Genomic DNA, 26,288 nt, shown 5'->3' on the forward strand with positions numbered 1-26,288 from the left:
AAGGGGAGCGGTTCATGGCCTCTCGAAACAAGGTCATCATCACCTGTGCGGTGACCGGCGCGATCCACACGCCTTCCATGTCCGAGTATCTGCCGGTCACGCCTGAGGAAATCACCGAGGCGGCGGTCGCGGCAGCCGAGGCCGGCGCGGCCATCCTGCATCTGCACGCGCGGGACCCCGAGACGGGCCGCCCCACCCAGGACCCGAAGGTCTTCGAACGCTTCCTGCCCAACATCAAGCAGGCAACGAACGCCGCCATCAATCTCACGACCGGCGGCAGCCCGCACATGAGCGTCGAAGAACGCATGCAGCCGGCTGTTCTCTTCAAGCCCGAGATCGCCTCGCTCAACATGGGTTCCATGAACTTCGGTCTCTTTCCCATGCTCGAGCGCTACACCTCGTTCAAGCACGCGTGGGAGAAGGAGCATCTCGAAAAGAGTTTTGACCTCGTGTTCAAAAACACCTTTTCGGACATCGAGAAGATCATGACTGCCTGCGGGGCCAACGGCACCCGCTTCGAGTGCGAGTGTTACGACATCAGCCATCTCTACAATCTCCGGAACTTCGTCGACCGCGGTATCATCGAGGGGCCGCTTTTCGTGCAAAGCGTCTTCGGTATCCTCGGCGGAATCGGCGGACATCCGGAGGACGTCCTGCACATGCGGCGCACGGCGGACCGGCTGTTTGGCGACGGCTACCGCTGGTCGGTACTGGGCGCCGGCAGCAATCAGATGCGGATCGCTGCCCAGGCCGCGTCGATGGGCGGAAACATACGGGTGGGGCTCGAGGACTCGCTCTGGATCGGTCCCGGTGCACTGGCACAGTCCAACGCCGATCAGGTCAGCAAGGCACGAGACTTGTTGACGGGGCTGTCGATCGATGTGGCGACGCCCGACGAGGCCCGGGAAATGCTTGGACTCAAGGGCGGAGACCGGGTCGACTTTTGACGCCCTCGACCAAGCCATGAGCGCGGCAGGGATCATACCCGCCAGGCCAGGCTTTGGTCGGCCGGCTGTTGCGGGCCAACTCGCGGCTGGCGGCTGATTGTGCTTGGCGCCTGTCTCAATGTGGCGGCAATGCTGCGGATCGATCTCCCGCCTCCATGCAGGTCGGAGATCGCCAAACGCTCCTCAAGGCTGAGCTGGCCGTAACGTATACCCATCGCGCAATCACTTTAGCGGTGTTGCACTTGTTCCATGAACTCAGATCCTGCTCTAGCCGCGGCGGTCTTCAGCGACGGTTCGATTCGGCGAGAAGACGGTTCTGTTGCGCCCGTACAACCGCCGAGATCGGGACAAGTTGAAAGCCGCGCGCCTCCAACTGCGGCAGCCAGGCCGCTAGAGCTTCCAACGTGCCCTTGTGCGGGTGCCCGATGGCGACCGCCGCTCCGTTCTCGCGGGCAATCGCCTCGAGCTCGGCAAGCTGCTGCTCCACGTAGGGCCGGCCGGCGCCGACCTTGTGATCCAGAAAGACGTCGCGTCCGATGCTGGGGACGCCCATCCGATTGGCAAGCAACGTGCCGACGGACTCGGCCGTCGTGCGGGAGTCCAGGAACAGCAGGCCGCGCTGCCGGAGTGTTGCCAACACCGGCTCCAACGCTGTGGGCGAGGCCGTGAAACGGCTACCCATGTGGTTGTTGATGCCGACGACCGTGGGCAAACGGTCGAGGGCTTTCGTCAGTCGCGCCACATTCGCCTCGGCGCTGAGGCCGGTCAGCAGGGCGCCCGGCCCCGGGTCTTGCGCCCCCTGCGGCTCCATCGGCTGGTGCAGCAGCAGTTCATGGCCGGCGGCTCGGGCCAACCGCGCCTGCTCGGTCAGATCTCCGGCGTAGGCCAGAAAGGCCAGGGAGAGCGGTCCGGGCAGTGCCACGGTCTGACGGGTCGCCCGGCGCTTGAGGCCGAGGTCGTCGATCACCACCGCGATCATCGGGCGCTCGGGGTCGACCGTGGAGGGAATGGCGTTGGCCAGCCAGGCCGGACGGCTTTGCGGGCCGATCAGATCCAACGGAACCGCCGCGGCGACTGTTGCGGTGACAGTCTCAGATCCGGCGTCGCGCGCCGCTTCCTGTTCGGATTCGACCGCCGGCAACTCGGCGGTCTCGGTGCCGAGGGTATCTGCGAGCGGCGCGTCCGGGGCGGGTGCGGCCGCTTCGCCGGCCGGCTGATCGGCTGCGAATTCAGGCTCGGGCGGCAGCGGATCGACCGTTAGGGCCAAGGCGGGGGCCGACGCAGCCGGAACTCTTTCGGAACCCGGCCAGCCCTCCTCGGCGAGGTGAAGACCGCCCAGGCCGCCGAGCGTTAAGGCCGCCGACCAAAGCAGCCCGAGTTGCAGAATCCGGCTGCGGGCGAGGTCTCGAAAGCCGGAGCCGATCCTGGACCCCACGGGCTCCGGATGAAGGCCGGCCGCGCGCCGGTCGCGTCGGATCGCCGTCTTCTGCCGACGCTCGGAACGTTGGAGCGGCCGTTGTATCTGGTCCTTGCCTTCACGCACGCCCGAAGTATTGCCCTCTTTAGGTTAACGAGCAGCTAGCGTCGCGGAGTCGAACCGGAGATCCGGCGTCGGATCAAGCGTCTTTTCGAGACAAAGAGCCTGCCAGATCACTGAGAATTGGGCAGTCGGGGCGGTCGTCGCCGTGGCAGCGCCGCATCAAGTGCTCGAGTGTCGCGCGCATCGTCTCCAACTCGGCGATCTTGGCCTCGATGGCCTCGACCTGATGCCGTGCCAGGGCCTTCACGTCAGCGCTGGCGCGCGACTTGTCCCTCCAGAGTGCGAGCAGACTGGCGCAGTCGGCGACGGAAAAGCCGAGGCCGCGTGCCCGCGCGATGAAACGCAGGGTTTGGATATCGTTGGTCGAATAGACGCGATAGCCGGCCTCCGTCCGCTCCGCCGGGGCGATCAGACCGATTGATTCGTAGTAGCGGATGGTTTTCGCCGCCACACCGGATTGGGCGGCTGCTTCGCCGATGTTCATAGCGTCAATCCGATGGCAGGAGGCGCCGACCGCGCCGCAGACGCCCCAGCAACAGGGTGTTGCCGACAACCGAAATCGAGGAGGCTGCCATGGCCGCTCCGGCCACGATCGGCGAGAGCAGTCCGAGAGCCGCCAAGGGCAGGCTGGCGGTGTTGTAGATGAAGGCCCAGAAAAGGTTCTGCCTGATCTTCGCGCGGGTCGCGCGGGCCAGCACCACCGCCTCGGCCACCAGGCGCGGGTCGGATCGCAGTAGCGCGACCGAGGCTGCCTCCAGAGCCACGTCGCTGCCCTCCCCCATGGCAAGTCCCAAGTCGGCGGCCGCCAGAGCGGGCGCGTCGTTGACGCCGTCGCCGACCATGGCGACCGACCGGCCGGCTGCCCTAAGTCGCTGGATCTCAGCGGCCTTTTCCTCCGGCAGCACCTCGGCGATCACCTGTTCGATCCCAAGGCGTTTGCCCATGGCCTCGGCCGCGCGTCGATTGTCGCCGCTGAGCAGAGCGACCTGCAGGCCGAGGCGCTTGAGGTCGGCGACGGCATCGGCAGAGGTGGATCTGGGCGTGTCTCCGAAGGCCACCAGGCCTAGGAGCTGGGATGTTTGCCCGCGCAGCTCCGCGACCCAAGCGAGGCTGTACCCGCTGGTCTCCTGCTCTCTCGCAGCCTCTTCCAGCACCGTTGCCTCGACACCCTGCTCTGCCATCAGGCGCCGACTACCGATCAGCAGGCTCCGTCCTTCGACGACGGCCCGCAGGCCGCGTCCGGGAAGAGCGCGAAAGTCTACGACCCTGGGCAGGTCCAGTCCCTCGCGCGACGCGGCGCGCCTCAGCGCGTGGGCCAGCGGATGCTCACTGCCCTGCTGCGCGGCGGCGGCCAGCCGAAGGAGCTCACTCCGCTCCCGTTCCCCGGCTGGGACCAGGGCGACGACTTCCGGCTTACCCTTCGTCAAGGTTCCGGTCTTGTCGAAGACGACGGTGTCGATCTCGCGTGCGCGTTCCAGCGTTTCCGCGTCTTTGATCAAAACGCCGCGTCGCGCCGCCACGCCAGTGCCCATGACGATGGCGATCGGCGTCGCGAGGCCCAGGGCGCAGGGACAGGCGATCACCAGAACCGAAACGGCGGCCAGGGTTGCCGTGGACAGTGCGGCACCGGCTAGCAGCCAACCGGTGAAAGCCGCGACCGCAAGAGCCACCACAGCCGGTACGAAGACGGCCGAGATGCGGTCGACCAGTCGTTGCACTGCCGGCTTGTCCGACTGTGCCGATTCCATTGCGGCCACGATCCGCGCCAGGGCCGACTGCGCCGCCGAAGCCGTTACGGCGACCCGCAGCAGACCGGAGCCGTTCAGCGTGCCGCCGATGACCTTGCTTTCCGGCAGCTTGTCGATCGGCAGGCTTTCACCGGTCAGCATCGACTCGTCGGCCTCGCTCTCCCCTTCGAGCACCCGCCCGTCGGCCGGGATGCCTTCACCCGGACGGACGACGACGATATCCCCCACCTGCAGATGCGTGGCCGGGACCTCGACGACGGCTCCGTCGCGCTCGACCCGCGCCAGGTCGGGACGCAGCTCTTGCAGCGCGCGCAACGCCGCTGAGGTATGGCGCCTGGCGCGCGCTTCCAGCAGCCGTCCGAGTAGTACCAGGGTTAGGATCGCTGCCGCCGCCTCGAAGTAGAGGTGCGGCCCTGTGAAACTGAACAGCGTCTCGGGCGAGGAGGCCATCAGCCAGAGGGAAAGACCGAAGGCGGCCGAGGTGCCGATAGCGACCAGGAGATCCATGTTGGCCTGGCGGTGACGCAAGGCCGCGAAGGCGCCGCGGTAGAAGCGCGCGCCCGCCAGCACCTGAACCGGCGTCGCGAGCAGAAGCTGGACCAACGGCGGAATCATCGCGGCGATTCCGATCAGCGGTAGTGCCATCTGCCCGACCAGAGGAATGGTGAGCGCGGCACAGAGCGTGAAGATCCGCCAATCGCGTGTCTGCGTTCCCTCGGCGTCCCGCGCCTCGTCGGCCGGTCGGGCCGAAAAGCCGGCCTCTTCCACCGCCTGCAGAAGCTGGGGGGTCGTTACCGCTGCTCCAGCGGAGATCCGGGCCCGCCCAGTCGCGAAGTTGACTCGGGCGTCGGTGACTCCCGGTACGGCCGTCAGACTGCTCTCGACACTCCGGACGCAGGAGGCGCAGGTCATACCGCTGACCTGGAGGTCGAAGCGGAGAGTGGCAACGGCGGCCGGCTCCATCCGGGCATTCGGGCGGCCGTCGCAGTCGCCGGACTCCAGCCGCGCCGATTTTGGCTCGACTGGCTCCGCCTGCGCCGTTTGGGGTGTTCGCGGATATGACTGCGTGATGGACATATCCCTAAGCTGCACCTTCCTGTCATGGGAAGGTCAAGAGCTCTTCCGTCCGGCTCCCCTGGGCGCGGCGAGGTCGTGGTGTTATTTTTTCCGTCGACCCTGCTGGCACATCGTGAAGACAGTGAGTGAAGTCTCTGAAATGTTTTTGCTTATCGATAACTACGACAGCTTCACCTACAACCTCTATCACTTCCTGGGCGATCTGGGCGCGGAGGTCGAGGTGCATCGGAACGACGCCCTCTCGGCGCAGGAGGCGGTCGCGATGGCGCCGGAGGGCATCATCCTTTCGCCCGGTCCTTGCGACCCGGATCGCGCGGGTATCTGTCTCGACGTCATTCGGCTGGCCGCGGGAAAACTGCCGCTCCTGGGCGTCTGCCTGGGGCATCAGTCGATCGGACAAGCCTTCGGCGGCCGAGTGGTGCGCGGCCCCGAGCCGATGCATGGCAAGACGAGCCCTGTGCGTCACGAGAACAGCGATGTCTTCGCAGGCTTGCCGGCGCCCTTCACGGCGACCCGTTACCACTCTCTGATCGTGGCGCGCGACGACCTCCCCGAGTCTCTGCAGGTCACGGCGGAGACCGACGACGGCGTCATCATGGGCCTGCGGCATCGCGAGCTGCCGATCTTCGGCGTGCAGTTCCATCCGGAATCCATCGTTTCCGAGCATGGACATACTCTGCTCGCCAACTTCTTGCGTCTGAGCGGGCGCAACGCGTAAACAGCCCCGCATGCCCGGCGACCTTACAGACATGAAAGCCCTGATCGCGGCGGCGGCCACCGGCCGTTCGCTGAGCGAAGCGGAGGCCGAGCGCGCCTTCGACATTATGATGTCGGGCGACGCCACGCCGGCGCAGATGGGCGGTTTGTTGATGGCGCTGCGCGTACGCGGCGAGACGGTAGAGGAAATCACCGGCGCCGCGCGCTCCATGCGCGCCCGCATGCTGAAACTCGAGGCGCCTGACGGCGCACTCGATACCTGCGGGACCGGCGGCGATGCCAAGGGAACCTTCAACATCTCCACGGCAGCGGCGCTGGTGCTGGCCGGCTGCGGCGTGCCGGTCGCCAAGCACGGCAACCGCGCGCTTTCCTCCAAGTCCGGCGCTGCCGACGTGCTGACCGCCCTCGGCGTCAACATCGACGCGGACATGAATCTGGTCCAGACAGCGCTGACCGAGGCCGGGATCACCTTCCTGATGGCGCCGCGCCACCACAGCGCCACTCGCCATGTCGGCCCGGCGCGGGTCGAACTCGGCACCCGCACGATCTTCAATCTTCTGGGTCCCCTGTCGAATCCTTGTCTGGTCAAGCGCCAGCTTCTCGGCGTCTTCGACCGTCGATGGCTGGAGCCGATGGCGCAGAGCCTGCTCGAACTGGGCCACGACAAGGCCTGGGTGGTGCACGGCGACGGCGGCTTCGACGAGATGACGACGACCGGTATGAGCTTCGTTGCGGAGTTGAAGAACGGCAGCATCTCGACCTTCGAGGTGACTCCCGAGGATGCAGGTTTGCCGCGTGCGACTTTCGAGGACATTCGCGGCGGCGATGCTTCGGTCAACGCGCAAGCCATCTTGGCCCTGCTCGACGGCCAGCCTGGCCCGTTCCGCGACACGGTGTTGCTGACCGTTGCTGGCGGCCTGATCGTGGCGGACAGGTCAGAGACGCTGCGCGAAGGCGTCGCCATTGCCTCCGAGGCGATCGACGGCGGGGCGGCCCGCAAGGTGCTTGGCAAGCTGATCGAGATCACCAACCGGCCGACCGGGGAGCCAGCCCGCCCATGAACGATGTTCTCGCCCGCATCTGCGCCGACAAGCTGGTCCATGTCGCGGCCTGCAAAACCGAACGTTCGCTCTCGCACCTGGAGGCGGCGGCCCAGGACGCCGGTGCGCCGCGTGGTTTTCGTGCGGCTCTCGCTGCCAAGGCGACCGAAGGTAAGCCGGCCCTGATCTGCGAGATCAAGAAAGCTTCGCCCTCTAAAGGCTTGATCCGGTCCGATTTCGACCCGGCGGCGCTGGCTCGGGCTTACAGCTCCGGCGGTGCCTGCTGCCTCTCGGTTCTGACGGACGTGCCCTACTTCCAGGGCCGGGATGCGGACCTGCAAGCGGCCCGAGCGGCCATCGATCTGCCGCTTCTGCGCAAGGACTTCATGCTCGATCCCTATCAGGTCGTCGAGGCGCGCGCCTTGGGCGCTGACTGCATCCTGTTGATCATGGCGGCGCTCGACGACGGTCAGGCGGCCGAGCTGGAGGCGGTCGCCGTTTCGCTCGGCATGGACGTTCTGGTGGAGGTGCACGATGCGGCGGAGCTGCAGCGGGCCCTTCGCTTGGCCTCCCCGCTGCTCGGCATCAACAACCGCAACCTCAAGACGCTGGAGGTCTCGTTGGAGACCTTCGCGCAGTTGGCAGCCGAGGTGCCGGACGAGCGCTTTCTGGTCGCCGAAAGCGGCATCTACGCACCGCAGGACCTGCAGTGGCTGGCCGAGCGAGGCGCCAAGGCCTTCCTGATCGGAGAATCCCTGATGCGTCAGCCCGACGTCGCCGCGGCGACCCGCGTCTTGTCGCGTCCGGCCGAGGTTTCAGCGTGAGCGACTTCACCCACTTCGACGCCGAGGGCAAGGCGGTGATGGTCGACGTCGGCGGCAAGGCCGAGACGGAACGGAGCGCCACCGCCAAGGGACTGGTGGTGATGCAGCCGGAGACGCTGCGCAGGATCCAGTCCGGCGGCGTGAAAAAGGGTGATGTGCTGTCGGTGGCGCGCCTGGCCGGCATCATGGGGGCCAAGCGGACGCCCGATTTGATCCCGCTCTGTCATCCGCTCGCCCTCACCTCGGTCAAGGTGGACCTGCGGCTGCTCCCCGAACGCGATGCCGTCGAGATCGAGGCGACCTGCAAGCTGAATGGTCGGACCGGCGTTGAGATGGAGGCACTGACAGCCGTCAGCGTTGCGGCACTTACGGTCTATGACATGTGCAAGGCTGTCGATCGCGGGATGTCTATCGAGCAGGTCCGTCTGACCCGCAAGTCGGGCGGCAAGTCCGGTGACTACGAAGCCGAATGACGAGTGCGCATCACGGGTGAAGCGAAGTTTGGGCAAAAGATGATCTCCGTAGACGAAGCCTTGACCCGCATTCTTTCCGTTTTCGCCCCGCTTCCACCTGAAACCGTAGCGGTGAACGAGTCGCTCGGCCGGGTCTTGGCCGCGGACGTGACCGCGCGCGTGACCCAGCCGCCGGCGGCGGTGAGCGCAATGGACGGCTACGCGGTCCGTGCCGAAGATGTAGCCGCTGTTCCAGCCCGGCTCGCCGTGGTGGGCGAGGTGCCGGCCGGCGGTCGCTACGCACAGGCGCTGAGGCCTGGCGAGGCGGTGCGGATCTTCACCGGCGCGCCGTTGCCCGACGGAGGCGACACCATCGTCATACAAGAGGATACCGAACGGACCGGCGAGACGGTCGCCGTAAAGGAAAGCGCGGCTCGCGGCACCTACGTGCGCCCCGCCGGCCTGGACTTCCGGAGCGGCGACGTCGGCGTCGCGGCCGGCGAGTTGGTCAGCGTCCGCGACCTCGGCTTGATCGCGGCCATGAACCGGCCCTGGGTCTCCGTGCATCGGCGTCCCCGGGTTGCGGTCCTAGCGACGGGCGACGAGGTGGTGATGCCGGGCGATCCCGTCGGGCCCAGCCAGATCGTCTCTTCTAACGGCCTTGCGCTCTGCGCGCTGGTCCAGGCCTGCGGCGGCGAGGCGGTCAACCTCGGTATCGCAGCCGATTCGGCCGAATCGCTTCGGCGGCTGGCGGCCGGTGCCGCCGGCGCGGATCTTTTGGTCACGACCGGCGGTGCCTCGGTCGGCGAGCACGACCTGATCCGCTCGGTCTTGGGGGAAGAGGGCCTCGATCTCGATTTCTGGAAGATTGCGATGCGGCCGGGCAAGCCGCTGATGTTTGGAAATCTGCGCGGCACGGCCATGCTGGGGCTGCCCGGTAATCCGGTCTCCAGCCTGGTCTGCGGGCTGCTGTTCGTCCGCCCCATTCTCGAGCGGCTCCAGGGCCTCCAGCGACCGGCACATCCGACCGAACCGGCGGTTCTGGCGGAGGATCTGGGGGCCAACGACAGACGCCAGGACTATCTGCGCGCCACTTTGGAAAGGGACGAAAACGGGCGTCTGCTCGCGCGCCCCTTCCCCAAGCAGGACAGCTCCATGCTCGCGACTCTGGCGCGAGCCGATGCCCTCGTGGTACGCGCCCCGCATGCGGCGGCGCTCGCCGCCGGAGAGAGGGTCGAGCTGCTTCGTTTCCCCTCGGGTCTGAGGTCGATATAGGCGATATTCCGGGAACGCTTGACGTACGAACGGAACGTGATTAGAACAAAAAGAGATTCGTCTTAACGTTTGCGGTCCGTCGTTTGAGCTTCTTTTCGCTCTTCTGGTGTTCTTTCGCGTTTCGTTATGACGACACTTAGCCGGCAGTCGAGAATGACCTCCTGCCGGCCTCGACTGGGGAGATCGGACGACCATGCTGACGCGCAAGCAACACGAGCTGCTGCTCTTCCTGCACGCTCATTTGAGCGACCATGGTGTCTCTCCCTCGTTCGACGAGATGAAAGAGGCGCTCGGCCTTAAGTCGAAGTCCGGTATCCATCGCCTGATCACGGGTCTGGAGGAGCGCGGCTTCATTCGCCGCCTCCCCCATCGCGCGCGTGCCATCGAGGTGGTGCGCCTGCCGGAGAACCTGGGCGGCAAGACCGGCTTCGCGCCTAACGTGATCGAGGGCGGTCGCAAGGCAGGCCTGCCCGGTACACGGGTGGCCGACGACAGCGAGGCCGTTAGTCTGCCGCTCTACGGACGGATTGCCGCCGGAACGCCAATCGAAGCGCTGCGCGATCACTCGGCCTATGTGGACGTGCCGACCGAGCTGCTGGGACGAGGCGAACATTACGCCTTGCAGGTCGAGGGGGATTCCATGGTGGAAGCCGGCATTCTGGATGGCGACACGGTCGTGATCGAGCGCAGCGATCAGGCCGAGAACGGCGCCATCGTCGTGGCCCTGGTTGACGACGGCGAGGTCACCCTGAAGCGGCTGCGCCGTCGCGGCGGCGCCATCGCCCTGGAGCCGGCCAACCGCAACTACGAACCGCGTCTCTTCCCGCCGGACCGCGTAAAGGTCCAGGGGCGGCTGATCGGCTTGCTCCGGCGCTATTAGCCTCGACCCGGGGGAAGCGGCCCTGAAGCACGATCACCCGAGGCGAAAGCACTTCGCTTCGGCCCATGATGTGAACGGCCCTCTCGGCCGTCTTTGCAAGTCAGTGCGAATGTCACTCTAGTCAAACTCGACTAAGCCGCCGTTGGTGCAGTCTGCGGCGGCTTCTCACGGTGACCCAGTTTGTCCGAATGCTGCGCGGAGCGTGAATGACTGCTTTGCGCTACGACACGCTTCTCTCACCTGACACATGAAAACCCTAGGTGCTACGTGCGCCGAACAGGAATCTGACAGGCGCCATCATCATCCATGCGCCAACACCTAGCATCGTTCCTCCGGCTAGATTGCCACCCCAAAATGAGAGTTCGCTTGATCCGAAGTGCTTGACGATCTGCTTTTTGACGGTGATGGCACACAAGGCGATTGCGGTGAAACAGACCAAGCCGTTCAGATACATGAAGAAACCGAGGACCAGTATCTGCGTGCTGATGTTGCCCATCTCGACCGCTACGAACTGGGGTAGGAAGGACGTCAGCAGAACGATCATCTTCGGGTTGCCGAGATTCGTGAGTAGCCCTTGCATGTAAGCAGCCAAAAGCGGTTCGCCTCGTGGCGCAAAATGAGCGTCCACTGCGTGATCTGTGTTTCTACGGGCTGCGAATGAGGCGCGTAGCACCTTATATCCAACGTAGATCAGATAGGCGGCTCCCGCCGCGCGAACGGTCATCCAAATGGCCGGGGATAAGGTGTTTACGAAGTCCATGCCAAAGGCAATTGCAGGCACAAAGACAAGTCCTGCCGAGACCACCCCAAGAATTGCCGCAAGAGCGTGGCGCATTCCTTGAGACGTCGCGCGTGATACGACGACGATGCTGTCGGGACCTGGTGTCAGGAACATTAAGGCGTGTATCCCGACCATCAATAAAACCAAGTTCCAGTCCATTACATGCCCTTGTATCCAGGTGTGTTGGATTTCGAGCAGACGGTAGATCGCCAAGGCGAGTCAACCTCAGGCGTGAATCGCGCTTTGGTTGGTTTTCCGCCGCGGATAGCCGGTCCCTCAGTCCGGGTGCCGAGTCCAGGGGCGCCGGCCGCGGGTATCGCTGACCGTTCGGATCTCAAGCCGCCCTCCGCGCAAGGTGACGCTGTGACCGCCTTCGCGCCAGAGGCTGAAGCGGTCGATCACGGTGACCGCTGACTCGCCGCTGCCGCGACAGCCGCGCGGAACCGGAAAGGCGGCCACGAGGAGATCGGCTTGCTCGCAGTCTTCCTGCAGTGCGGCCGGACTGCGGGCCAGGGAGACCGTCCAGCCCTTTCGGCGGTAGACGCAGCCTGCCGCGTCGCAGCGCAGCCAGTCGCCGGCGGGCGGCCAGTCGATGGCCTGTTCCTGCGCCGCACGACGCAGCCACTGCTCCCGCACGAAGGTCTGACGGCTGCCGTCCGACAGCGCCAGCTTGCCATTCGGTGCACGGGCGCCGATCAGGCTGCCGTTGGACGAGATCAGCAGGTCGGGCGGTGTCCGCAGGAAGGCGCCGCTCAGCCCCAGAGCGATCACGACACAGCCGGCGTAGCGCCAGCTTCGGCGCCACAGACACAGCCAGAGTCCGCCGAAGGTCACGACCACGAGGCTCCAGGTCGGCAAGACCGGAAGAAGCTGGACCGCGCCGGGCCAGCTCGCCGTTTCCCTTGCGACGACGATCAGCAGACTGAGCCCCTGCCCCATGACCCAAAGCGGAGCGGCTTCGAGCCCGAAAGGCATCGCAAGGAAGGCGACGAGCGCAGCCGGCATGACGACGAAGGCCGTCAGCGGCACGGCCAGCAAATTGGCGGCGAGACCTGCCCAGGCGAAGCGGTTGAAGTGGTACCAGGCGAAGGTCGTGGTCGCCGCGACCGCGATGGCGGAAGATAGAACGAGGCTGCCGAAGTAGACCACAGGCTTGCGCCAGAGCGGCTCGCCGCCTTCCCGGAATTGCCGGCCATCGCCACGGATGCGGCGGTCGCTGTAGGCCTCGTAGCCGGCCACCAGAGCCACGACGGCGGCAAAGGACATCTGGAACGAGGCCGAAAGCAGGCTTTCGGGCGCGATCAGCAGGACCACGGCGGCGGCCCAGGCGACCAGTCGGAGCGAGATGGCCGAACGGTCCAACAGGACGGCGAGAAAGACCAGACTCACCATCAGGAAGGCGCGCTGGGTCGGGATGGTCGCCCCGGCGAGAAAGAGATAGATGAAGGCCGTCGCCCAGCCGGCCGCCGCCGCCCATTTTTTGATCGGATAACGCAGGGCCAGGCCTGGCCAGCAGGCCAGAAGCCGCCGCAGACCGAGATAGAGGCTGCCGGCGACCAGGCCGATGTGTAGTCCGGAAATCGCCAAGAGGTGGGCGAGCCCCGAGTCCCGCATGGCGTCGAGAAGATCGGGCGGGATCGACTCGCGCTTGCCGACCGTCAACGCGACGGCCAGGGCACCGCGTTCGCCCGGCAGGACGGCCAGGATCCGCTCGGCAATCCGCTGCCGAAGTTGCTCCCAGAAGAGCCGCCACCGCTCGAACGTTCGCGGCGCTGCTGCCTGTCCGGTTGGAGGCGGAATGCGCTCCGGTGCGCCCAGGCTGTAGCCGACGGCGCCAAGCCTGTCGAACCAGGCCCGGCGCGCGAAGTCGTAGCCGCCTGGCGCAGACGGCTCCGGCGGAGGCTGCAGGACCATGAGTCCGCGCACCCAGTCCCCCGGCGCAAGATCAGCCGCGCCGCGGCCCGACGAACTGATACGGACCCGCGCCGGCGTCGCGTTGGTGGCCAGCCGGTCGATTTCGAGCCGGTCCAGGGTCAGCCGAACCCGCCCTTGACCGGGTTCGACCTTGACCAGATGACCGACGAGGCCCACCGGCCCGATCTCCCGCTGCAGGACCGGCGCTGCAACCTCCGCCGTCCGCCATTGGGCGGCTGCGAAACCGGCGGCGAGACAGGCGCCCGCAATGCCGAGATGAAACACGGCCGGCCGTCGTCGCCCGAGCAAGGTTACGATCAAGACCAGGACAGTTGCGGTCGCTCCGAACCACGACGGCGGTTCCGAGGGCAAGGCGAAGTAGAGGCCGACGCCGCAGGCCAGGCTCACCGGCAGCCAAAGCACCCAACGCTCCCGTTCCTCCAGCGCCGTATCGCGCAGGAGACCGAGAGGTCGCTGGCCGGCGGCGACCAAGGGAGAGAACGAGAGGAGACTCTGGGAAAGACGAAGCGTTTTCATGATCGGTCTCTCGGCTTCGATTGCCGAAGCCTCCGGCGGAGACTACCGCAGGCTGCCTCGGCACAGCGAGAGCTTGTCCCGCCCGCCGAGAGCAGCGCGAGACGTCGGGCGCTGGGCAGGCCGCAGAGGCTTATGTTAGAAGCCGCCCGCCGTCAGGCTTCCGAAACAAAACAAGCGAGCTGCAGCCCATCCGATGACCGTCGTCACCCGTTTCGCCCCCTCGCCGACCGGCTTCCTGCACATCGGCGGCGCCCGCACCGCCCTCTTCAACTGGCTCTTCGCCCGCCATCACGGCGGCAAGTTCCTGCTGCGGATCGAGGACACGGATCGAAAGCGCTCCACGCAGGAGGCCATCGACGCGATTCTGGACGGCCTGACTTGGTTGGAGCTTCACTGGGACGAAGCCGAGGTCTACCAGTCGCGGCGCGCCGAGCAGCATCGGGCCGCCGCCGAGCGTTTGTTGGCCGAGGGGAAAGCCTATCGCTGCTACTGCACGCCGGAGGAGCTGACCGCCATGCGCGAGGCGGCGAAGGCCGAAGGGCGACCGATGCGCTACGACGGAACCTGGCGCGACCGCGATCCCGCCGAGGCCCCGGATGGGGTGGCGCCGGCCGTTCGCATGAGGGCGCCGCAGACGGGAAACACGGTTCTTCAGGATCTGGTTCAGGGCGAGGTGACGGTCGCCAATGAGCAACTTGATGACATGGTTCTGCTGCGGGCGGACGGCACGCCGACCTACATGCTTTCCGTCGTCGTCGACGATCACGACATGGGCGTGACGCACGCGATCCGGGGCGACGACCATTTGACCAACGCCTTCCGTCAAACGCAGCTCTACCGTTTGCTGGGGTGGGAACCGCCGGCTTTCGCCCACATTCCCCTGATCCACGGACCGGACGGGGCCAAGCTGTCGAAGCGGCACGGCGCCCTTGGCGTCGAAGCCTATCGCGACCTGGGCTATCTGCCGGAGGCGCTGCGCAACTACCTGCTGCGCCTCGGCTGGGGCCACGGCGACGACGAAATCATTTCGACGGCTCAGGCGGTCGAGTGGTTCGATCTGGATGGCGTCGGCCGGTCTCCAGCACGCTTCGATCTGCAGAAGCTCGACCATCTTAACGGCCACTATCTCCGGGAGGCCGACGACGCGCGTTTGGCCGGGCTGGTGGCGGCACGGTTCCCGGAGGCTTCCGAGGTGGCGCGGCAGCGGTTGGAAGACGGCATGACCGGGCTCAAGCCGCGCGTCAAGACGCTCGTCGAATTAGCTGAAATGGCTGAATTCTATCTGCGCGAACGCCCGCTGACGCCGAACGGAAAGGCGGCCAAACTGCTCGCCGGCGACGCACCCCAGATACTCAAAGACCTGCACGCGGAGTTGCAAGCTTCCGGCGATTGGACCGCCGATGCGCTGGAGGCCGTCGTCCGGAACTTCGCGGAAAGCCGAGACCTGAAACTCGGAGCGGCCGCTCAACCTCTACGCGCGGCTCTGACAGGCTCCAACGTGTCGCCGCCAATCTTCGAGGTGATGCAGGTTCTCGGCCGGGAAGAGAGCCTCGCGCGAATCGCGGATAAAGCCGCATGAACGCCGTCTAACTCACTGATATAAAACAAAAGTCTCTCGTATTTGCCTTGCCGGGGCCTTGCCCCTATGCTGCGTCGCAACGAACGAGCCGGGCGCGGCCCTCATTACAGTGCCGCCGGGCCTCAGCGTGAGGATCAAACGAATGACGAATGGCTCCGCGACGGCGGCGAAGAGCGCCGACACCCAGACGGTGACGCTTACCGACAATGCGACCGGACAGTCTTGGGACCTGCCCGTGATCAAGGGCACGACGGGTCCCGACGTCGTGGATATCCGCAAGTACTACGCGGACACGGGCATGTTCACCTACGATCCCGGCTTCACCTCGACGGCGTCCTGCGATTCCTCGATCACCTTCATCGACGGCGATGCCGGCGTCCTGATGCACCGGGGCTATCGGATCGAGGATCTGGCCTCCCAGTGCAGCTTCATGGAGGTCTGCTACCTGCTGCTGCACGGCGAACTCCCGACCGCCGACCAGCTCTCGAAGTTCGACCACGACATCACCTACCACACCATGCTGCACGAGCAGATGGTGAACTTCTACCGAGGTTTCCGGCGGGATTCCCATCCCATGGCGATCATGGTGGGGGTCGTCGGCGCCCTTTCCGCCTTCTATCACGACTCTACGGACATCACCGATCCCTACCAGCGGATGGTGGCGCAGCACCGGCTGATCGCGAAAATGCCGACCATCGCCGCCTGGGCCTACAAGTACTCGATTGGCCAGCCCTTCATCTACCCGCGCAATGACCTGAGCTACTCGGAGAACTTCCTGCAGATGGCCTTCGCGGTTCCGGCGGAGCCCTACAAGGTCAACCCGGTGCTGGCGCGCGCCATGGACCGCATCTTCATTCTGCATGCCGACCACGAGCAGAATGCCTCGACCTCGACGGTGCGCATCGCCGGCTCCTCGGGGGCCAATCCTTTCGCCTGCATCGCGGCCGGTATCGCCAGCCTTTGGGGGCCGGCCCACGGCGGCGCCAACGAGGCGGTGCTGCAGATGCTGCAGGAGATCGGCACCAAGGATCGCATTCCCGAATTCATCGCGCGCGCCAAGGACAAGAACGATCCTTTCCGCCTGATGGGCTTCGGCCACCGCGTCTACAAGAACTACGACCCCCGTGCGAAGGTCATGCAGCAGTCCTGCCATGAGGTGCTGGACGAACTCGGCAAGCGCGACGAGCCCCTGCTGGCGCTGGCCATGGAACTGGAACGGATCGCGCTGGAGGATCCCTACTTCGCCGAGAAGAAGCTTTTCCCCAACGTCGACTTCTACTCCGGCATCATCCTTCAGGCGATGGGCTTCCCGACCAGCATGTTCACCGTGCTCTTCGCCCTGGCGCGCACGGTCGGCTGGGTCGCGCAGTGGACCGAGATGATCGAGGATCCGGGCCATCGCATCAGCCGCCCCCGCCAGCTCTACACCGGTTACACCGAGCGCAAGTTCGTTCCCTGCGATCAACGCTAGAACAGGATCGCCTGAGGTGAACTGGCTTCAGGCTTTGGTTCCAGGCGGCCGAGCGGCAGGCGTAGCGCGCTACGCCTGCCGCTCGGACAGGACCTTGAGAACCGTCCGGGCGGCCTGCTGGCTTGGACGTCCCTCGCCGGCACCAGAGAGTGCTTGAACCACCCGTTCGAGCTCCGCCGACTGCCGCTCCCGCCGGCTTCCGTCCATCAGCAGCTTAGACAAGGCCGCCGCCAGCTTAGTCGCCGTGCAGTTCTCCTGCAGGAACTCCGGCTGTATCTCCCGATCCAGCACGAGGTTCGGAATCGAGGCGTAGCGGACCTTGAGAAGGCGTCGGGCGACGGCTGCGGAGAGAGGGCTAACACGATAGGCCACGACGGTCGGGACTCGGGCCGCCGCCAGTTCGACGGCCACGGTTCCGGAAGCTGCAAGCGCCGCGTCTGCGGCGGCGAAAGCCGCCTGCTTCTGATCCGGGGTCTCGAGCAACAGCGTTTCGACGGGCCAGCTGGCGCAGGCCTGCTTGACGAAGTTCGCCACGTTGGGAACGGTTGGCACGACCGCACGCAGCTCCGGGAGATCCTGTTTCAACAGCGCCAAGGTTTCCTCAAAGATCTCGCAGAGGCGCCCGACTTCGCTCTGGCGGCTTCCGGGCAGCACAGCAAGCAGCGGCACATCCTGGGAGAAACCGTGCTTGCTGCGGAAACCCTGCCCCTCCTCCGCCGAGACAGCGCCTTCGACAGCGGGGTGCCCGACCACCGTGGTGCTTAAGCCGTATTGTTCGAAGTAGGGAGGCTCGAAAGGCAGCAAGGCGAGAAGATGGTCGAGAAAGCCTGCGATCTTCCGCGCGCGCCAGGGTTTCCAGGCCCAGACCGACGGGGCGACGTAGTGCAGCAGCGGAAAGCCGGCGCCCTTCAGGCGTTTGGCGACGCGCAGGGAGAAGGCCGGGGAGTCGATGGTGATCAGGATGTCGGGCCGGAGCCTGCGTGCGGCCGCCTCGGTCTCCGCCATCCGACGCAAGATGCGGAAAAGATGCGGCAGAACCTCGACCAGCCCCATGACCGCCAGATCGCTCATGGGAAAGAGGCTGCTGAGGCCTTCCGCTTCCATTCTGGGCCCGCCGACACCGGCAAAGCGAAGCGGCGTATCGGATTGGGCCTTGAGGGCGGCCATCAAACCCGCGCCGAGCTGGTCGCCCGAGGGTTCGCCGGCGACCAGGAAGATCAGCGGTCCCTCGCCGCTCATCCGCGCCGGGGCTCTCGGTCGAGGTCGAGCCCTATCAGGAAGAGACCGGCCTCATCGCACGCGGAGATCACCTCTCGGCGATCGACCACCAGAGTGGCGCCGGCCTGGATCGCCAGGCCGCGCAGGCCGGCCGACCTGACGCCCTCGACCGTGGTCAGACCCACGGTGGGCAGATCGACCCGGGTTTCCTGGCCCGGCTTCGCGATCTTGACCAGGACCCCGCCCGGTCCGTCCCTGCGCAGCTCCCCGGCCCTGCGCAACAGTGCGTCGGTTCCCTCGATCGCCTCGACGCCAAGCACCAAGCCCTGCTGGATCACCGCCGCCTGACCGACATCCAGCCGGCCCAAGGCACGAACGATGTCCAGACCCCGCGCAATGTCCGCCTCCGCCTGTGCATCCGGGCGGTGACGCCCGTAGAGGCCCGCCGACATCAGAAGATCACCGAGAATCTCCTGTACGCCGATCACGCGGAAGCCTTCGTCTTCCTCCAAGGTTTTGACGACGGCGCCGAGCAGCCCGTCGTCACCGAAGGCGCGGCGTCCGATCTGTGCGACGAACCGCGCCGCGCGTGCGTCGAGCCTGAGTTTGAGCAGACTAGGACGCCGGATCGGTCCGGCCAGAACCAACTCTTCGACTTCTTCCCGACGCAGACGCTCCAGCGCCTCGCCGGCATTGCCGAGATGCGTCCAGAAAGAGGGAGCCGCCTCCGCCGTCGCAGCCTCGGTCTGACCGTGAAACGCGATCACGAAAACCGCGCGTCCCTGCGCGCGCGCGGCGGCGATCAGGCGCCGCGGGAGCGCGCCGCCTCCGGCGAGAATGCCCAGTTTCGGTGCTTTGCCGCCATCGCTTCCGGCATCGACGGCCCGCCGCTCCCCTTGGCGGGTCTCACTGCCCATGGCCCGGCTTCGGTTGACACAGGGACCGAGACGATTCCTGGCGCACGAAGTCGACGATGGCCCGGACTACTTCGTTACCGTCGGCGTTCTGAGCGACCTGCTCGATCCGTTCGGCCAAAGTGCCGTCGCCGGTGAAGATCTTCTGATACGCGGCCATCAGTCCCTGAATGGCGGCCTTATCGAAGCCCCGCCGCTTCATGCCGACGATGTTTACGCCGGATAAGCGCGCGCGTTCGCCCATGGCGAGGCCGTAGGGAATGACGTCGTGCTCGATGCCCGACATACCGCCGATCATGGCATGGGCACCGATCCGCACGAACTGGTGAACCGCCGCAAGCCCGCCGATGATTGCGTGATCGCCGACCTCGACGTGGCCAGCAATCGTTGCGTTGTTGGCGAGAATCACATGGTCGCCGATCTTGCAGTCATGGGCCACGTGAGCGCCGACCATGAAGAGGCAGCCGTTGCCGACACGGGTTTCCAAGCCCCCGCCCTCGGTCCCGGGATTCATAGTGACATGCTCCCGGATCATGCAGTCGCTGCCAATTGCGAGCGAGGAGTCCTCACCCTGGTACTTCAGATCCTGGGGGCGATGGCCGATCGAGGCGAAGGGGAAGATCTGCGTACGTGGGCCGACGGTAGTACGCCCCTCGACCACCACGTGGCTGTGCAGCACGACCTCGTCATCCAGAACGACGTTTTCGCCGATCACGCAATAGGGACCGATGCTGGCCCGGGCGCCGATCCGCGCCGAGGGGGCGACAATGGCGGTCGCGTGAACGTCGGAGGCCTCGACCGTGGACATCAGTCGTCCATGATCATGGCGGTGAAGGTTGCCTCTGCCGCCAGAACGCCATCGACGCGGGCTTCGCCGGAGAACTTCCAGACCGGCCCGCGGTTCTTCAGCTTGGTGACGTGGACCTGAAGTTGGTCTCCCGGAACCACCGGCTTACGAAAGCGGGCGCTGTCGACGGTCATGAAGTAGACCAGCTTGCCGGCCGCCGCTCCTTCCAAGGTTTCCACCACTAGAACGGCGGCCGTCTGGGCCATGGACTCGACGATCAGAACGCCGGGCATGACCGGCTGTCTCGGAAAATGGCCCTGGAAATGCGGTTCGTTGATCGAGACGTTCTTGATACCGAGGGCACTGTGGTCGAGTTGGATATCGACCACGCGGTCGATCATCAGGAAGGGGTAGCGATGCGGAATCATCTGCATCACCGCCATGATATCGGCGGCACCAGCCTCCCTGGTCAGAGTCGCTGCGTCTTCGGCCATCCCTATTTCTTTTCCATGTTTTTCAATTGACGCTTCCAAAGCGTGACCAGCCGGAAGAAGTCCTTCAATGGCATGGCCGGCAGGCCACCGTAGGTCTCACCCGGCGGAATGTCGTGCATCAGACCGGACTTGGCGGCCAACTGTGCCTTGGCGTGAAGGGTCAGGTGCCCTCCGACGCCGCCCTGTGCGGCGATCATGACGAAATCGTCCAGCTTCGAGGAGCCGGCGACCCCCGACTGCGCAACGAGAACACAGCCCCGACCGAGGCGAACGTTGTGCCCCAACTGCACCAGATTATCAATCTTGCAGCCATCGCCTACGACGGTGTCCGGCCCGGCGCCGCGATCGATCGTGGCGTTGGCTCCGATCTCCACTCCGTTGCCGATCCGCACGCAACCGAGCTGGGGCACGTCCACGTATCCGTTCGGATCGAGCGCGAAGCCGAACCCGCGATTCCCGATCCGTGCGCCGGCGTGGATCAGGCAGTTCCGGCCGACCGAACAGTGAGAGAGCGTGGCGCCCTGCATCACCTCCGTCCCGGCCCCCACCGAAACCCCGGCCTCAACCACGACCTGCGCATGCAGGCAGACGGCGTCGCCGAGCTCGACCTGCGGCCCAATCACGACATAGGGGCCGATGGAAACGCCGTCTCCAAGCTTGGCGGTCGGATCCACCAGAGCGGTCGGGTGAATTCCGCTCTCGCGTTTCGGTTCTGGGTAGAAGGCGCCGGCGATGTGCGCGTAGGCCTTGTAGGGCTGCGGGGTGACCAGAAGCGCCATTCCCTTTGGCGCGCGCGCTGCGAGGTCGGGATGAATGACGCAGGCGCCGGCGCGCGAGGCCTCGAAGCTCTTCACATAGCGGCGGTTGTCCAGAAACGAGATGTCACCGGCCTGGGCGGTATCGAGCGGAGCGACATCTACGATCTGCTGACCCGGGTCGGCAGCTTCTCCGCCGCCGACGGCGATCTCGGCCTCCGCGATCTCCGCCAGACGGTCCAGACGGAACGGCCCGACGTTCGTGAAAAAGCGGGGATCGGCCATGACTCACATCTCGATTCGAACGACGCGCTGGGACCGAGCGCCGAAGTCAGAACTGGGTGCCGAAGCTGAAGCTCAAGAGCTGCTCTTCGTCGAAGTCTTCCTTGACGATGGGAAAGCCGAGATCCAGGCGCAGCGGGCCGAAGGGCGACCTCCAGGAGAGCCCAGGGCCGACGCTCACGCGCGGGGCCGCCGAATTCTCCACGAAATCCTCGTCGCTGTCGGCATCGAAACTGGCGCCGATATCGGTGAAGAGGCGCCCGCGAATCTCGAACTCCTCGGGCAGCCCGAGCGGAAAAGACAGCTCGACGGTGCCCTTGTAGTAGGTGTTCCCGCCGAGGGCGTCGTCGGAATCAACGTCGCGCGGACCCAGGCCGCCAGGCTCGAAACCGCGGAAGTTCTCGCCGCCAATGAAGAAGCGGTCGGCGATCCGCGTGTCCTCGCCAATCCCGAACATGTAGCCGAACTCGCCGCCGAACCTCAGCGTCATGCTCTCCAGAACCGGAATGAAGTAGTCGCTTTCCAGCGTGTTGCGGAGGAATCTGACGTCGCCGCCGAGGCCTGCGACTTCGTTCGACAGCCGAACGCGAAAGCCCTCGCGCGGGTCGAATCGGTTGTCCCGTCGATCCCAGGTCAGGTCCTGTCCGACGATGGATCGGATCGTATTGCCCTCCTCGGAGCGGATCAGAACCGAGGCATCGTCGTCTACATCCGAGATTTCCTGGCGCTCCAGGCGATAGCGGACAACGTGACGGGTGTGTTCCGTCAGGTCGTAGCCCCCGCGCAGGCCGAAACCGATGCGCTCCTGATCGAAGTCGCTTTCCTCGAACTCCCGGGTTACCCGGAACAAGTCGAAGCCCGCGGCAATGGGGCGGTCGAGGAAATAGGGTTCGGTGAAGCTGAGGTCGAGCTGGGACGAGGAGCCGGACAAGGTGAAGCCCAGGCGGAGATCCTGACCGCGACCGAGCAGATTGCGTTCGCGAAGCTGGACATTGCCCAGCGGGCCGGCCGAGGTCGAGATGCCGGCACCCAGCGTGATCTCGCCGGTCGATTGCTCTTCCACCTCCACCTTCACCACGCTCCGGTCGGGAGCGCTGCCGGGTTCCTGCTGAACATTGACACCCCGGAAGAATCCCAGGTTCTCGATGCGCTGACGCGAGCGGCGCAGTTTGGAGGCATTGAAGGCGTCGCCCTCCACCAGACGGAACTCGCGGCGAATGACACTGTCCAGTGTCCGGTTGTTGCCTTCGATGTCGATACGCTCCACGAAGACCTTCGGGCCCTCCTGGATGTCGTAGGTGATCCCGATGGTCAGGTTTTCCCGGTCGCGCCGGGTTCGCGGACGAATGTCTACAAAGGCATAGCCGAGATTGCCGACGACGTCGGTCAGCGTATCGACGTCTGCCTCGACCGCCGTGGCGTCGTAGGTTTCGCCCGGCTCGGCCTCCAGATCGCCGCGCAGCTGTTCGACGTCCAAATCTCTGAGCGTGGTGGTCAGGTCGACCTCGCCAAACTCGTACTGAGGCCCCTCGTCTACCGTGAAGGTGACGATGAAACCGCTGCGGTCGTCGTCCAGTTCGGCGACCACCGAGAGGACGCGGAAGTCGGCATAGCCCTCGGAGAGATAGAACCGGCGCAAGAGCTCTCGGTCGAAGTTCAGGCGGTCGGGGTCGTAGGTATCGTCGGTGGAGAGAAAACGGTACCAGGCCGACTCGCTGGTACTGATCTCACCGCGCAGACTGCTGTCAGAGAAGGCGCGGTTCCCGATGAAATTGACCGACTTGATGCCTGTGACCTCGCCTTCGTTGATCTCGAAGACCAGATCGACGCGATTCTGGGGCAGTTCGATGATCTTGGGGTCGATCCGGGCCGCGAAACGACCATTGCGGCGGTAGAGGTCCAGCAGGCGTTGCACGTCGTTCTGGACGCGGGTGCGCGTATAGACGATGCGGGGGCGCAGCTCGACCTCGCCCTCCAATTGGTCGTCGTCAATCGCGTCGTTCCCCTCGAAGGCAATCCGGTTAATGATCGGATTTTCCACGACCTCGACCACCAGCGTGTTTCGTTCGCGCCGCAGCGTGACGTCGGCGAACAGACCGGTGTCGAAGATGGCCTTCAGGGACTCGTCCAGGCGCAGGGGGTCGAACTGGTCGCCGGGGTCGACGAGCATATAGGAGCGCACGGTCTGCGGGTCGATTCGCTGCGCCCCGTCGATCCGGATCTCCTCGATCAGCCCGCCCTGCATGATCGACTGGGCCGCCGTCGGAGAACTTGCCAGGGAGGTCAGCGCAAGGCTCGCAACCGTCAGAAGGAGGCTGCATAGAAACGGTCTCAGAACGCGCAAATGAACTCCCCTAACTCTTCCCGACACCGCACCCGCACGGAAGCCGCCACGGTTTTAGGCTCCCGCCCCGCCGTTCCGTGCCCGCCGCTCCCATCTCGCAGCCTTAAAGACGATCAGAACACGTTTAAGCGGCTGAGATCGTTAAAGGTTACGAAAATCATCAGCGTCAATACCAGAGCGAGGCCGATGCGGAAACCGTATTCCTGCGCACGCTCTCCAAGCGGTCGCCCGCGAACGCCCTCGATGGCATAGAACAGCAGGTGTCCGCCGTCCAGCATTGGGACTGGGAAGAGATTGATCAGCCCGAGATTGATGGAGAGGATCGCCATGAAGGAGATCACTGCGACGAGACCGAACTCGGCGACTCGGCCCGACATCTCGCCGATCATGATCGGCCCGCCGAGTTCGTCCGCGTTGCGGTTCCCGGTAATCATTTGGCCGACATAGCGCAGTGTTCCCCAGGTCAGGGAGCCGGTTTCCTCGGTCGCGCGCCAGACAGCCGTCAAGGGGTCGTGGCGCACCATCTCCGTTCCGCTCGCCGAAATCCCCAGCAGGGCGCGCTCGATCGTGTTGCCGAAGTTGTCGGTCGTCTCAACGATTCGCGGAGCCACCGTGAGGGACTGTTCCGCGCCGTCCCGCTCCAAGGTGACCCGCAGCGGCTGCGCAAGGTTTAGTTGAACCACCCTCTGGATCTGCTCGAAGCGCTCGATAGAGGTGCCGTTGATCGTCAGGAAGCGGTCGCCGGCCTGGAGGCCCGCCTCCGCGGCCGCGCTGTCCTCCACGACTTCCCCGATCACGGGCGGCGTCGTTCGCTGCCCCTCGGTGGCGAACAGAAGGGCTAAGGCGACAATGGCGAAAAGGAAATTCGCCGCCGGTCCGGCCGCCACGATGGCCGTGCGCTGACGCAAGGACTTGTGGTGAAAGGAAACGGCGCGCTCCTCCGGCGTCAGAGGACGGGCCTGCCCACTGGCCCAATCGCCGGTCTCCTCGCCTGTCTCCAGAACCTCTCCCGTCCCGCTCGGCGGGCGCGAGGTGACGTCGGCATCCCCGAACATCTTTACGTAGCCGCCCAGCGGCAAGGCGCAGACCTTCCAGCGGGTACCCGAGCGTGCCGTCCAACCGAACAGTTCGGGCCCGAAGCCGATGGCGAAGGCCTCGACGCGCACGCCACAGCGACGGGCGACCCAGTAGTGGCCCATCTCATGCACGAAGACCAGCACGCTCAGAATAATGATAAAGGGAATTGCGTAATCGGTTATAAAACCAATGATATCCATCGTCTCAGCATCTCGCTTGCACAGCTGCGCCGAAGTCGGCACGCACCTTATAGCACCTGTCGATGCAGGCCGCGAATTTCAAGCCAACCCTAGAGGGATCCTGCTTTCTTCCACTCACGCTTTCGCGACGTTGCGTCAGAGGCCGGCCTTACGGCACGACGGCCTGTCGGGCCTGCGCCTCATGAGCCAGGGATCGCGCCTCTTGATCCAGCGCCAGAACGCTTTCAAGGTCCGGAATCCCGCGTCCGGCTAGGCGCTCCAAGGTGGATTCGACGACTCGGGCGATCCCGAGGAAGTCCAGCCGCCGGTCGAGGAAGGCCGCGACTGCGATTTCGTTTGCGGCGTTGAGGACCGAAGGGGCGCCGGCCCCGGTCGCCAGGGCTTCCCTTGCCAAGCGAAGGGCCGGAAAGCGCTCCTCATCAGGGGCCTCGAAAGTGAGTTGACCGATCCGTCCGAGATCCAGGCGCTCGACTGGCGCCGGCATTCGGGCCGGCCAGGCCAGGCTGTAGGCGATGGGGGTCCGCATGTCTGGGGCCCCCAGCTGTGCCAGAACGGAGCCGTCGACGTAGGCGACCATGGAGTGAACGACCGACTGCGGATGGACCAAGACCTCGATCCGTTCGCGCGGTTGATCGAACAGATAAGCGGCCTCGATGACCTCCAGGCCCTTGTTCATCATCGTCGCCGAATCGACGGAGATCTTCGCCCCCATGGACCAGTTGGGATGGGCGACGGCCTGCTCCGGCGTGACGCCGGACATGGCCTCGCGCTTCCAACTGCGGAACGGGCCGCCCGAGGCCGTGAGAATGATCTTCTCGACCCCTTCCGGCCGGTCTCGGTCCAGCACCTGAAAGATCGCGTTGTGCTCCGAATCGACTGGCAGAAGCGTCGCTCCTGCCCGCTCGACCTCTCGCTTGAAGAGCGCGCCAGCGCAAACCAGCGTTTCCTTGTTAGCCAGACCGATCACCGCACCTCGCCGAACGGCGGCAAGGGTTGGCGCCAAGCCGGCGGCGCCGACGATTGCCGACATGACGAAGTCGGCCGGGCGTTCCGCCGCCTCGACCACCGCATCGGGACCGGCGGCGACTGCGATACCGCTGCCCGCCAAGGCCTGCTTGAGGGCGTCGTAGGCCTCTGGATCGGCCACGACCGCCAACTTCGCGCCGACCGCCCGTGCCGCCTCGGCCAATTCTTCGGCCGAGCGATGAGCCGTCAGAGCCTCGACCTTGAACCGCTCGGGATGACGTTGAACCAGGTCCAGCGTACTCGCGCCGATGGAGCCGGTCGCGCCCAACACGGTGAGACTGCGAGGCGCGTGGTGAGTCATAGAAGAACCTCCTTCAAGGCGATGACGGACGCCATCGCCAGCGTGCCGCCGATCAGTCCGTCGACCCGATCCAGCAACCCGCCGTGACCGGGGATTAGGCCTGAGCTG

Annotated in this window: 24 protein-coding genes; 9 read left to right on the forward strand and 15 right to left on the reverse strand. The window is 65.4% G+C overall.

What is annotated here, in order from left to right; genetic code table 11:
* Positions 1–14 precede the first annotated feature (14 nt).
* A complete protein-coding gene (locus tag ACO054_RS07470) occupies positions 15–947 on the forward strand; it encodes a 3-keto-5-aminohexanoate cleavage protein (protein ID WP_421709809.1) in 933 nt (310 codons plus the stop codon).
* Between the two features lie 32 nt (positions 948–979).
* Here ACO054_RS07470 and ACO054_RS07475 read toward each other — a convergent pair whose 3' ends face one another.
* The 4 genes from ACO054_RS07475 to ACO054_RS07490 form a co-directional block, all read right to left on the reverse strand.
* The gene (locus ACO054_RS07475; RefSeq protein ID WP_421709810.1) at positions 980–1,162 is read right to left on the reverse strand and encodes a helix-turn-helix domain-containing protein; all 183 of its coding nucleotides are present in this window, start codon (positions 1,160–1,162) and stop codon (positions 980–982) included.
* A 68-nt stretch (positions 1,163–1,230) separates the two neighbouring features.
* Entirely contained in the window at positions 1,231–2,490 is a 1,260-nt protein-coding gene (locus ACO054_RS07480; protein ID WP_421709811.1) for a divergent polysaccharide deacetylase family protein, read from the reverse strand.
* A gap of 73 nt (positions 2,491–2,563) precedes the next feature.
* Positions 2,564–2,971 carry a Cu(I)-responsive transcriptional regulator gene (cueR, locus tag ACO054_RS07485; protein ID WP_421709812.1) on the reverse strand — a complete coding sequence of 136 codons (408 nt, stop codon included), beginning with the start codon at positions 2,969–2,971 and terminating at the stop codon, positions 2,564–2,566.
* A 4-nt stretch (positions 2,972–2,975) separates the two neighbouring features.
* Positions 2,976–5,312 carry a heavy metal translocating P-type ATPase gene (locus ACO054_RS07490; protein ID WP_421709813.1) on the reverse strand — a complete coding sequence of 779 codons (2,337 nt, stop codon included), beginning with the start codon at positions 5,310–5,312 and terminating at the stop codon, positions 2,976–2,978.
* Between the two features lie 139 nt (positions 5,313–5,451).
* Between ACO054_RS07490 and ACO054_RS07495 the strand changes: the two genes are divergently transcribed.
* The 6 genes from ACO054_RS07495 (at position 5,452) to lexA (ending at position 10,500) form a co-directional block, all read left to right on the forward strand.
* Complete coding sequence (locus ACO054_RS07495; protein WP_421709814.1) at positions 5,452–6,030, forward strand: anthranilate synthase component II; 579 nt, start codon at positions 5,452–5,454, stop codon at positions 6,028–6,030.
* Positions 6,031–6,040: 10 nt separating this feature from the next.
* A complete protein-coding gene (gene trpD, locus ACO054_RS07500; protein ID WP_421709815.1) occupies positions 6,041–7,090 on the forward strand; it encodes an anthranilate phosphoribosyltransferase in 1,050 nt (349 codons plus the stop codon).
* A complete protein-coding gene (gene trpC / locus ACO054_RS07505; protein ID WP_421709816.1) occupies positions 7,087–7,893 on the forward strand; it encodes an indole-3-glycerol phosphate synthase TrpC in 807 nt (268 codons plus the stop codon). The genes trpD and trpC overlap by 4 nt, the downstream gene beginning before the upstream one ends.
* Positions 7,890–8,366, forward strand: coding sequence for a cyclic pyranopterin monophosphate synthase MoaC (gene moaC, locus ACO054_RS07510; RefSeq protein WP_421709817.1), 477 nt, complete (start codon positions 7,890–7,892; stop codon positions 8,364–8,366). Before trpC ends, moaC begins: the two co-directional genes overlap by 4 nt.
* 39 nt (positions 8,367–8,405) lie before the next feature.
* Positions 8,406–9,620, forward strand: coding sequence for a gephyrin-like molybdotransferase Glp (glp, locus tag ACO054_RS07515; protein WP_421709818.1), 1,215 nt, complete (start codon positions 8,406–8,408; stop codon positions 9,618–9,620).
* Between the two features lie 193 nt (positions 9,621–9,813).
* Positions 9,814–10,500, forward strand: coding sequence for a transcriptional repressor LexA (gene lexA / locus ACO054_RS07520; protein WP_421709819.1), 687 nt, complete (start codon positions 9,814–9,816; stop codon positions 10,498–10,500).
* A gap of 256 nt (positions 10,501–10,756) precedes the next feature.
* Here the strand turns inward: lexA and ACO054_RS07525 are convergent, their stop codons facing one another.
* Positions 10,757–11,494: a LysE family translocator gene (locus ACO054_RS07525; protein ID WP_421709820.1), complete on the reverse strand. Its 738-nt coding sequence runs from the start codon at positions 11,492–11,494 to the stop codon at positions 10,757–10,759.
* A gap of 63 nt (positions 11,495–11,557) precedes the next feature.
* Complete coding sequence (locus ACO054_RS07530; protein ID WP_421709821.1) at positions 11,558–13,732, reverse strand: ComEC/Rec2 family competence protein; 2,175 nt, start codon at positions 13,730–13,732, stop codon at positions 11,558–11,560.
* A 193-nt stretch (positions 13,733–13,925) separates the two neighbouring features.
* On the opposite strand from ACO054_RS07530, the gene gltX reads away from it, so the two are divergent.
* Positions 13,926–15,311 carry a glutamate--tRNA ligase gene (gene gltX / locus ACO054_RS07535; protein ID WP_421709822.1) on the forward strand — a complete coding sequence of 462 codons (1,386 nt, stop codon included), beginning with the start codon at positions 13,926–13,928 and terminating at the stop codon, positions 15,309–15,311.
* A 142-nt stretch (positions 15,312–15,453) separates the two neighbouring features.
* Complete coding sequence (gltA, locus tag ACO054_RS07540) at positions 15,454–16,782, forward strand: citrate synthase (protein WP_421709823.1); 1,329 nt, start codon at positions 15,454–15,456, stop codon at positions 16,780–16,782.
* A 69-nt stretch (positions 16,783–16,851) separates the two neighbouring features.
* Here gltA and lpxB read toward each other — a convergent pair whose 3' ends face one another.
* The 9 genes from lpxB to ACO054_RS07585 all read right to left on the reverse strand — a co-directional run bounded on the left by lpxB (position 16,852) and on the right by ACO054_RS07585 (position 26,275).
* On the reverse strand, positions 16,852–18,021 hold the full coding sequence (gene lpxB / locus ACO054_RS07545) for a lipid-A-disaccharide synthase (protein ID WP_421709824.1): 1,170 nt from the start codon (positions 18,019–18,021) through the stop codon (positions 16,852–16,854).
* Entirely contained in the window at positions 18,018–18,917 is a 900-nt protein-coding gene (locus ACO054_RS07550) for an LpxI family protein (RefSeq protein ID WP_421709825.1), read from the reverse strand. Before ACO054_RS07550 ends, lpxB begins: the two co-directional genes overlap by 4 nt.
* Positions 18,907–19,722, reverse strand: coding sequence for an acyl-ACP--UDP-N-acetylglucosamine O-acyltransferase (gene lpxA / locus ACO054_RS07555; RefSeq protein WP_421709826.1), 816 nt, complete (start codon positions 19,720–19,722; stop codon positions 18,907–18,909). The genes ACO054_RS07550 and lpxA overlap by 11 nt, the downstream gene beginning before the upstream one ends.
* Positions 19,722–20,195, reverse strand: coding sequence for a 3-hydroxyacyl-ACP dehydratase FabZ (fabZ, locus tag ACO054_RS07560; RefSeq protein ID WP_421709827.1), 474 nt, complete (start codon positions 20,193–20,195; stop codon positions 19,722–19,724). The genes lpxA and fabZ overlap by 1 nt, the downstream gene beginning before the upstream one ends.
* Positions 20,196–20,197: 2 nt before the next feature.
* Positions 20,198–21,235 carry a UDP-3-O-(3-hydroxymyristoyl)glucosamine N-acyltransferase gene (gene lpxD / locus ACO054_RS07565; protein WP_421709828.1) on the reverse strand — a complete coding sequence of 346 codons (1,038 nt, stop codon included), beginning with the start codon at positions 21,233–21,235 and terminating at the stop codon, positions 20,198–20,200.
* 46 nt (positions 21,236–21,281) lie between these two features.
* A complete protein-coding gene (gene bamA / locus ACO054_RS07570; RefSeq protein ID WP_421709829.1) occupies positions 21,282–23,477 on the reverse strand; it encodes an outer membrane protein assembly factor BamA in 2,196 nt (731 codons plus the stop codon).
* Positions 23,478–23,689: 212 nt separating this feature from the next.
* Complete coding sequence (gene rseP / locus ACO054_RS07575) at positions 23,690–24,853, reverse strand: RIP metalloprotease RseP (RefSeq protein ID WP_421709830.1); 1,164 nt, start codon at positions 24,851–24,853, stop codon at positions 23,690–23,692.
* A gap of 148 nt (positions 24,854–25,001) precedes the next feature.
* Positions 25,002–26,180, reverse strand: a complete 1,179-nt coding sequence (locus ACO054_RS07580; RefSeq protein ID WP_421709831.1) for a 1-deoxy-D-xylulose-5-phosphate reductoisomerase — start codon at positions 26,178–26,180, stop codon at positions 25,002–25,004.
* The gene (locus tag ACO054_RS07585) at positions 26,177–26,275 is read right to left on the reverse strand and encodes a hypothetical protein (protein ID WP_421710345.1); all 99 of its coding nucleotides are present in this window, start codon (positions 26,273–26,275) and stop codon (positions 26,177–26,179) included. The genes ACO054_RS07580 and ACO054_RS07585 overlap by 4 nt, the downstream gene beginning before the upstream one ends.
* Positions 26,276–26,288 lie beyond the last annotated feature (13 nt).

The sequence above is a fragment of the Algihabitans sp. genome (genome assembly GCF_965226985.1).
Taxonomy (GTDB): Bacteria; Pseudomonadota; Alphaproteobacteria; order Kiloniellales; family DSM-21159; genus Algihabitans.

Coding starts and splice junctions, on each gene's coding strand:
- ACO054_RS07470 (WP_421709809.1), top strand. CDS start 15: ATGGCCTCTCGAAACAAGGTCATCATCACCTGTGCGGTGACCGGCGCG.
- ACO054_RS07475 (WP_421709810.1), bottom strand. CDS start 1,162: ATGGGTATACGTTACGGCCAGCTCAGCCTTGAGGAGCGTTTGGCGATC.
- cueR (WP_421709812.1), bottom strand. CDS start 2,971: ATGAACATCGGCGAAGCAGCCGCCCAATCCGGTGTGGCGGCGAAAACC.
- ACO054_RS07490 (WP_421709813.1), bottom strand. CDS start 5,312: ATGTCCATCACGCAGTCATATCCGCGAACACCCCAAACGGCGCAGGCG.
- ACO054_RS07495 (WP_421709814.1), top strand. CDS start 5,452: ATGTTTTTGCTTATCGATAACTACGACAGCTTCACCTACAACCTCTAT.
- trpD (WP_421709815.1), top strand. CDS start 6,041: ATGCCCGGCGACCTTACAGACATGAAAGCCCTGATCGCGGCGGCGGCC.
- trpC (WP_421709816.1), top strand. CDS start 7,087: ATGAACGATGTTCTCGCCCGCATCTGCGCCGACAAGCTGGTCCATGTC.
- glp (WP_421709818.1), top strand. CDS start 8,406: ATGATCTCCGTAGACGAAGCCTTGACCCGCATTCTTTCCGTTTTCGCC.
- lexA (WP_421709819.1), top strand. CDS start 9,814: ATGCTGACGCGCAAGCAACACGAGCTGCTGCTCTTCCTGCACGCTCAT.
- ACO054_RS07530 (WP_421709821.1), bottom strand. CDS start 13,732: ATGAAAACGCTTCGTCTTTCCCAGAGTCTCCTCTCGTTCTCTCCCTTG.
- gltX (WP_421709822.1), top strand. CDS start 13,926: ATGACCGTCGTCACCCGTTTCGCCCCCTCGCCGACCGGCTTCCTGCAC.
- gltA (WP_421709823.1), top strand. CDS start 15,454: ATGACGAATGGCTCCGCGACGGCGGCGAAGAGCGCCGACACCCAGACG.
- lpxB (WP_421709824.1), bottom strand. CDS start 18,021: ATGAGCGGCGAGGGACCGCTGATCTTCCTGGTCGCCGGCGAACCCTCG.
- ACO054_RS07550 (WP_421709825.1), bottom strand. CDS start 18,917: ATGGGCAGTGAGACCCGCCAAGGGGAGCGGCGGGCCGTCGATGCCGGA.
- lpxA (WP_421709826.1), bottom strand. CDS start 19,722: ATGTCCACGGTCGAGGCCTCCGACGTTCACGCGACCGCCATTGTCGCC.
- fabZ (WP_421709827.1), bottom strand. CDS start 20,195: ATGGCCGAAGACGCAGCGACTCTGACCAGGGAGGCTGGTGCCGCCGAT.
- lpxD (WP_421709828.1), bottom strand. CDS start 21,235: ATGGCCGATCCCCGCTTTTTCACGAACGTCGGGCCGTTCCGTCTGGAC.
- bamA (WP_421709829.1), bottom strand. CDS start 23,477: ATGCAGGGCGGGCTGATCGAGGAGATCCGGATCGACGGGGCGCAGCGA.
- rseP (WP_421709830.1), bottom strand. CDS start 24,853: ATGGATATCATTGGTTTTATAACCGATTACGCAATTCCCTTTATCATT.
- ACO054_RS07580 (WP_421709831.1), bottom strand. CDS start 26,180: ATGACTCACCACGCGCCTCGCAGTCTCACCGTGTTGGGCGCGACCGGC.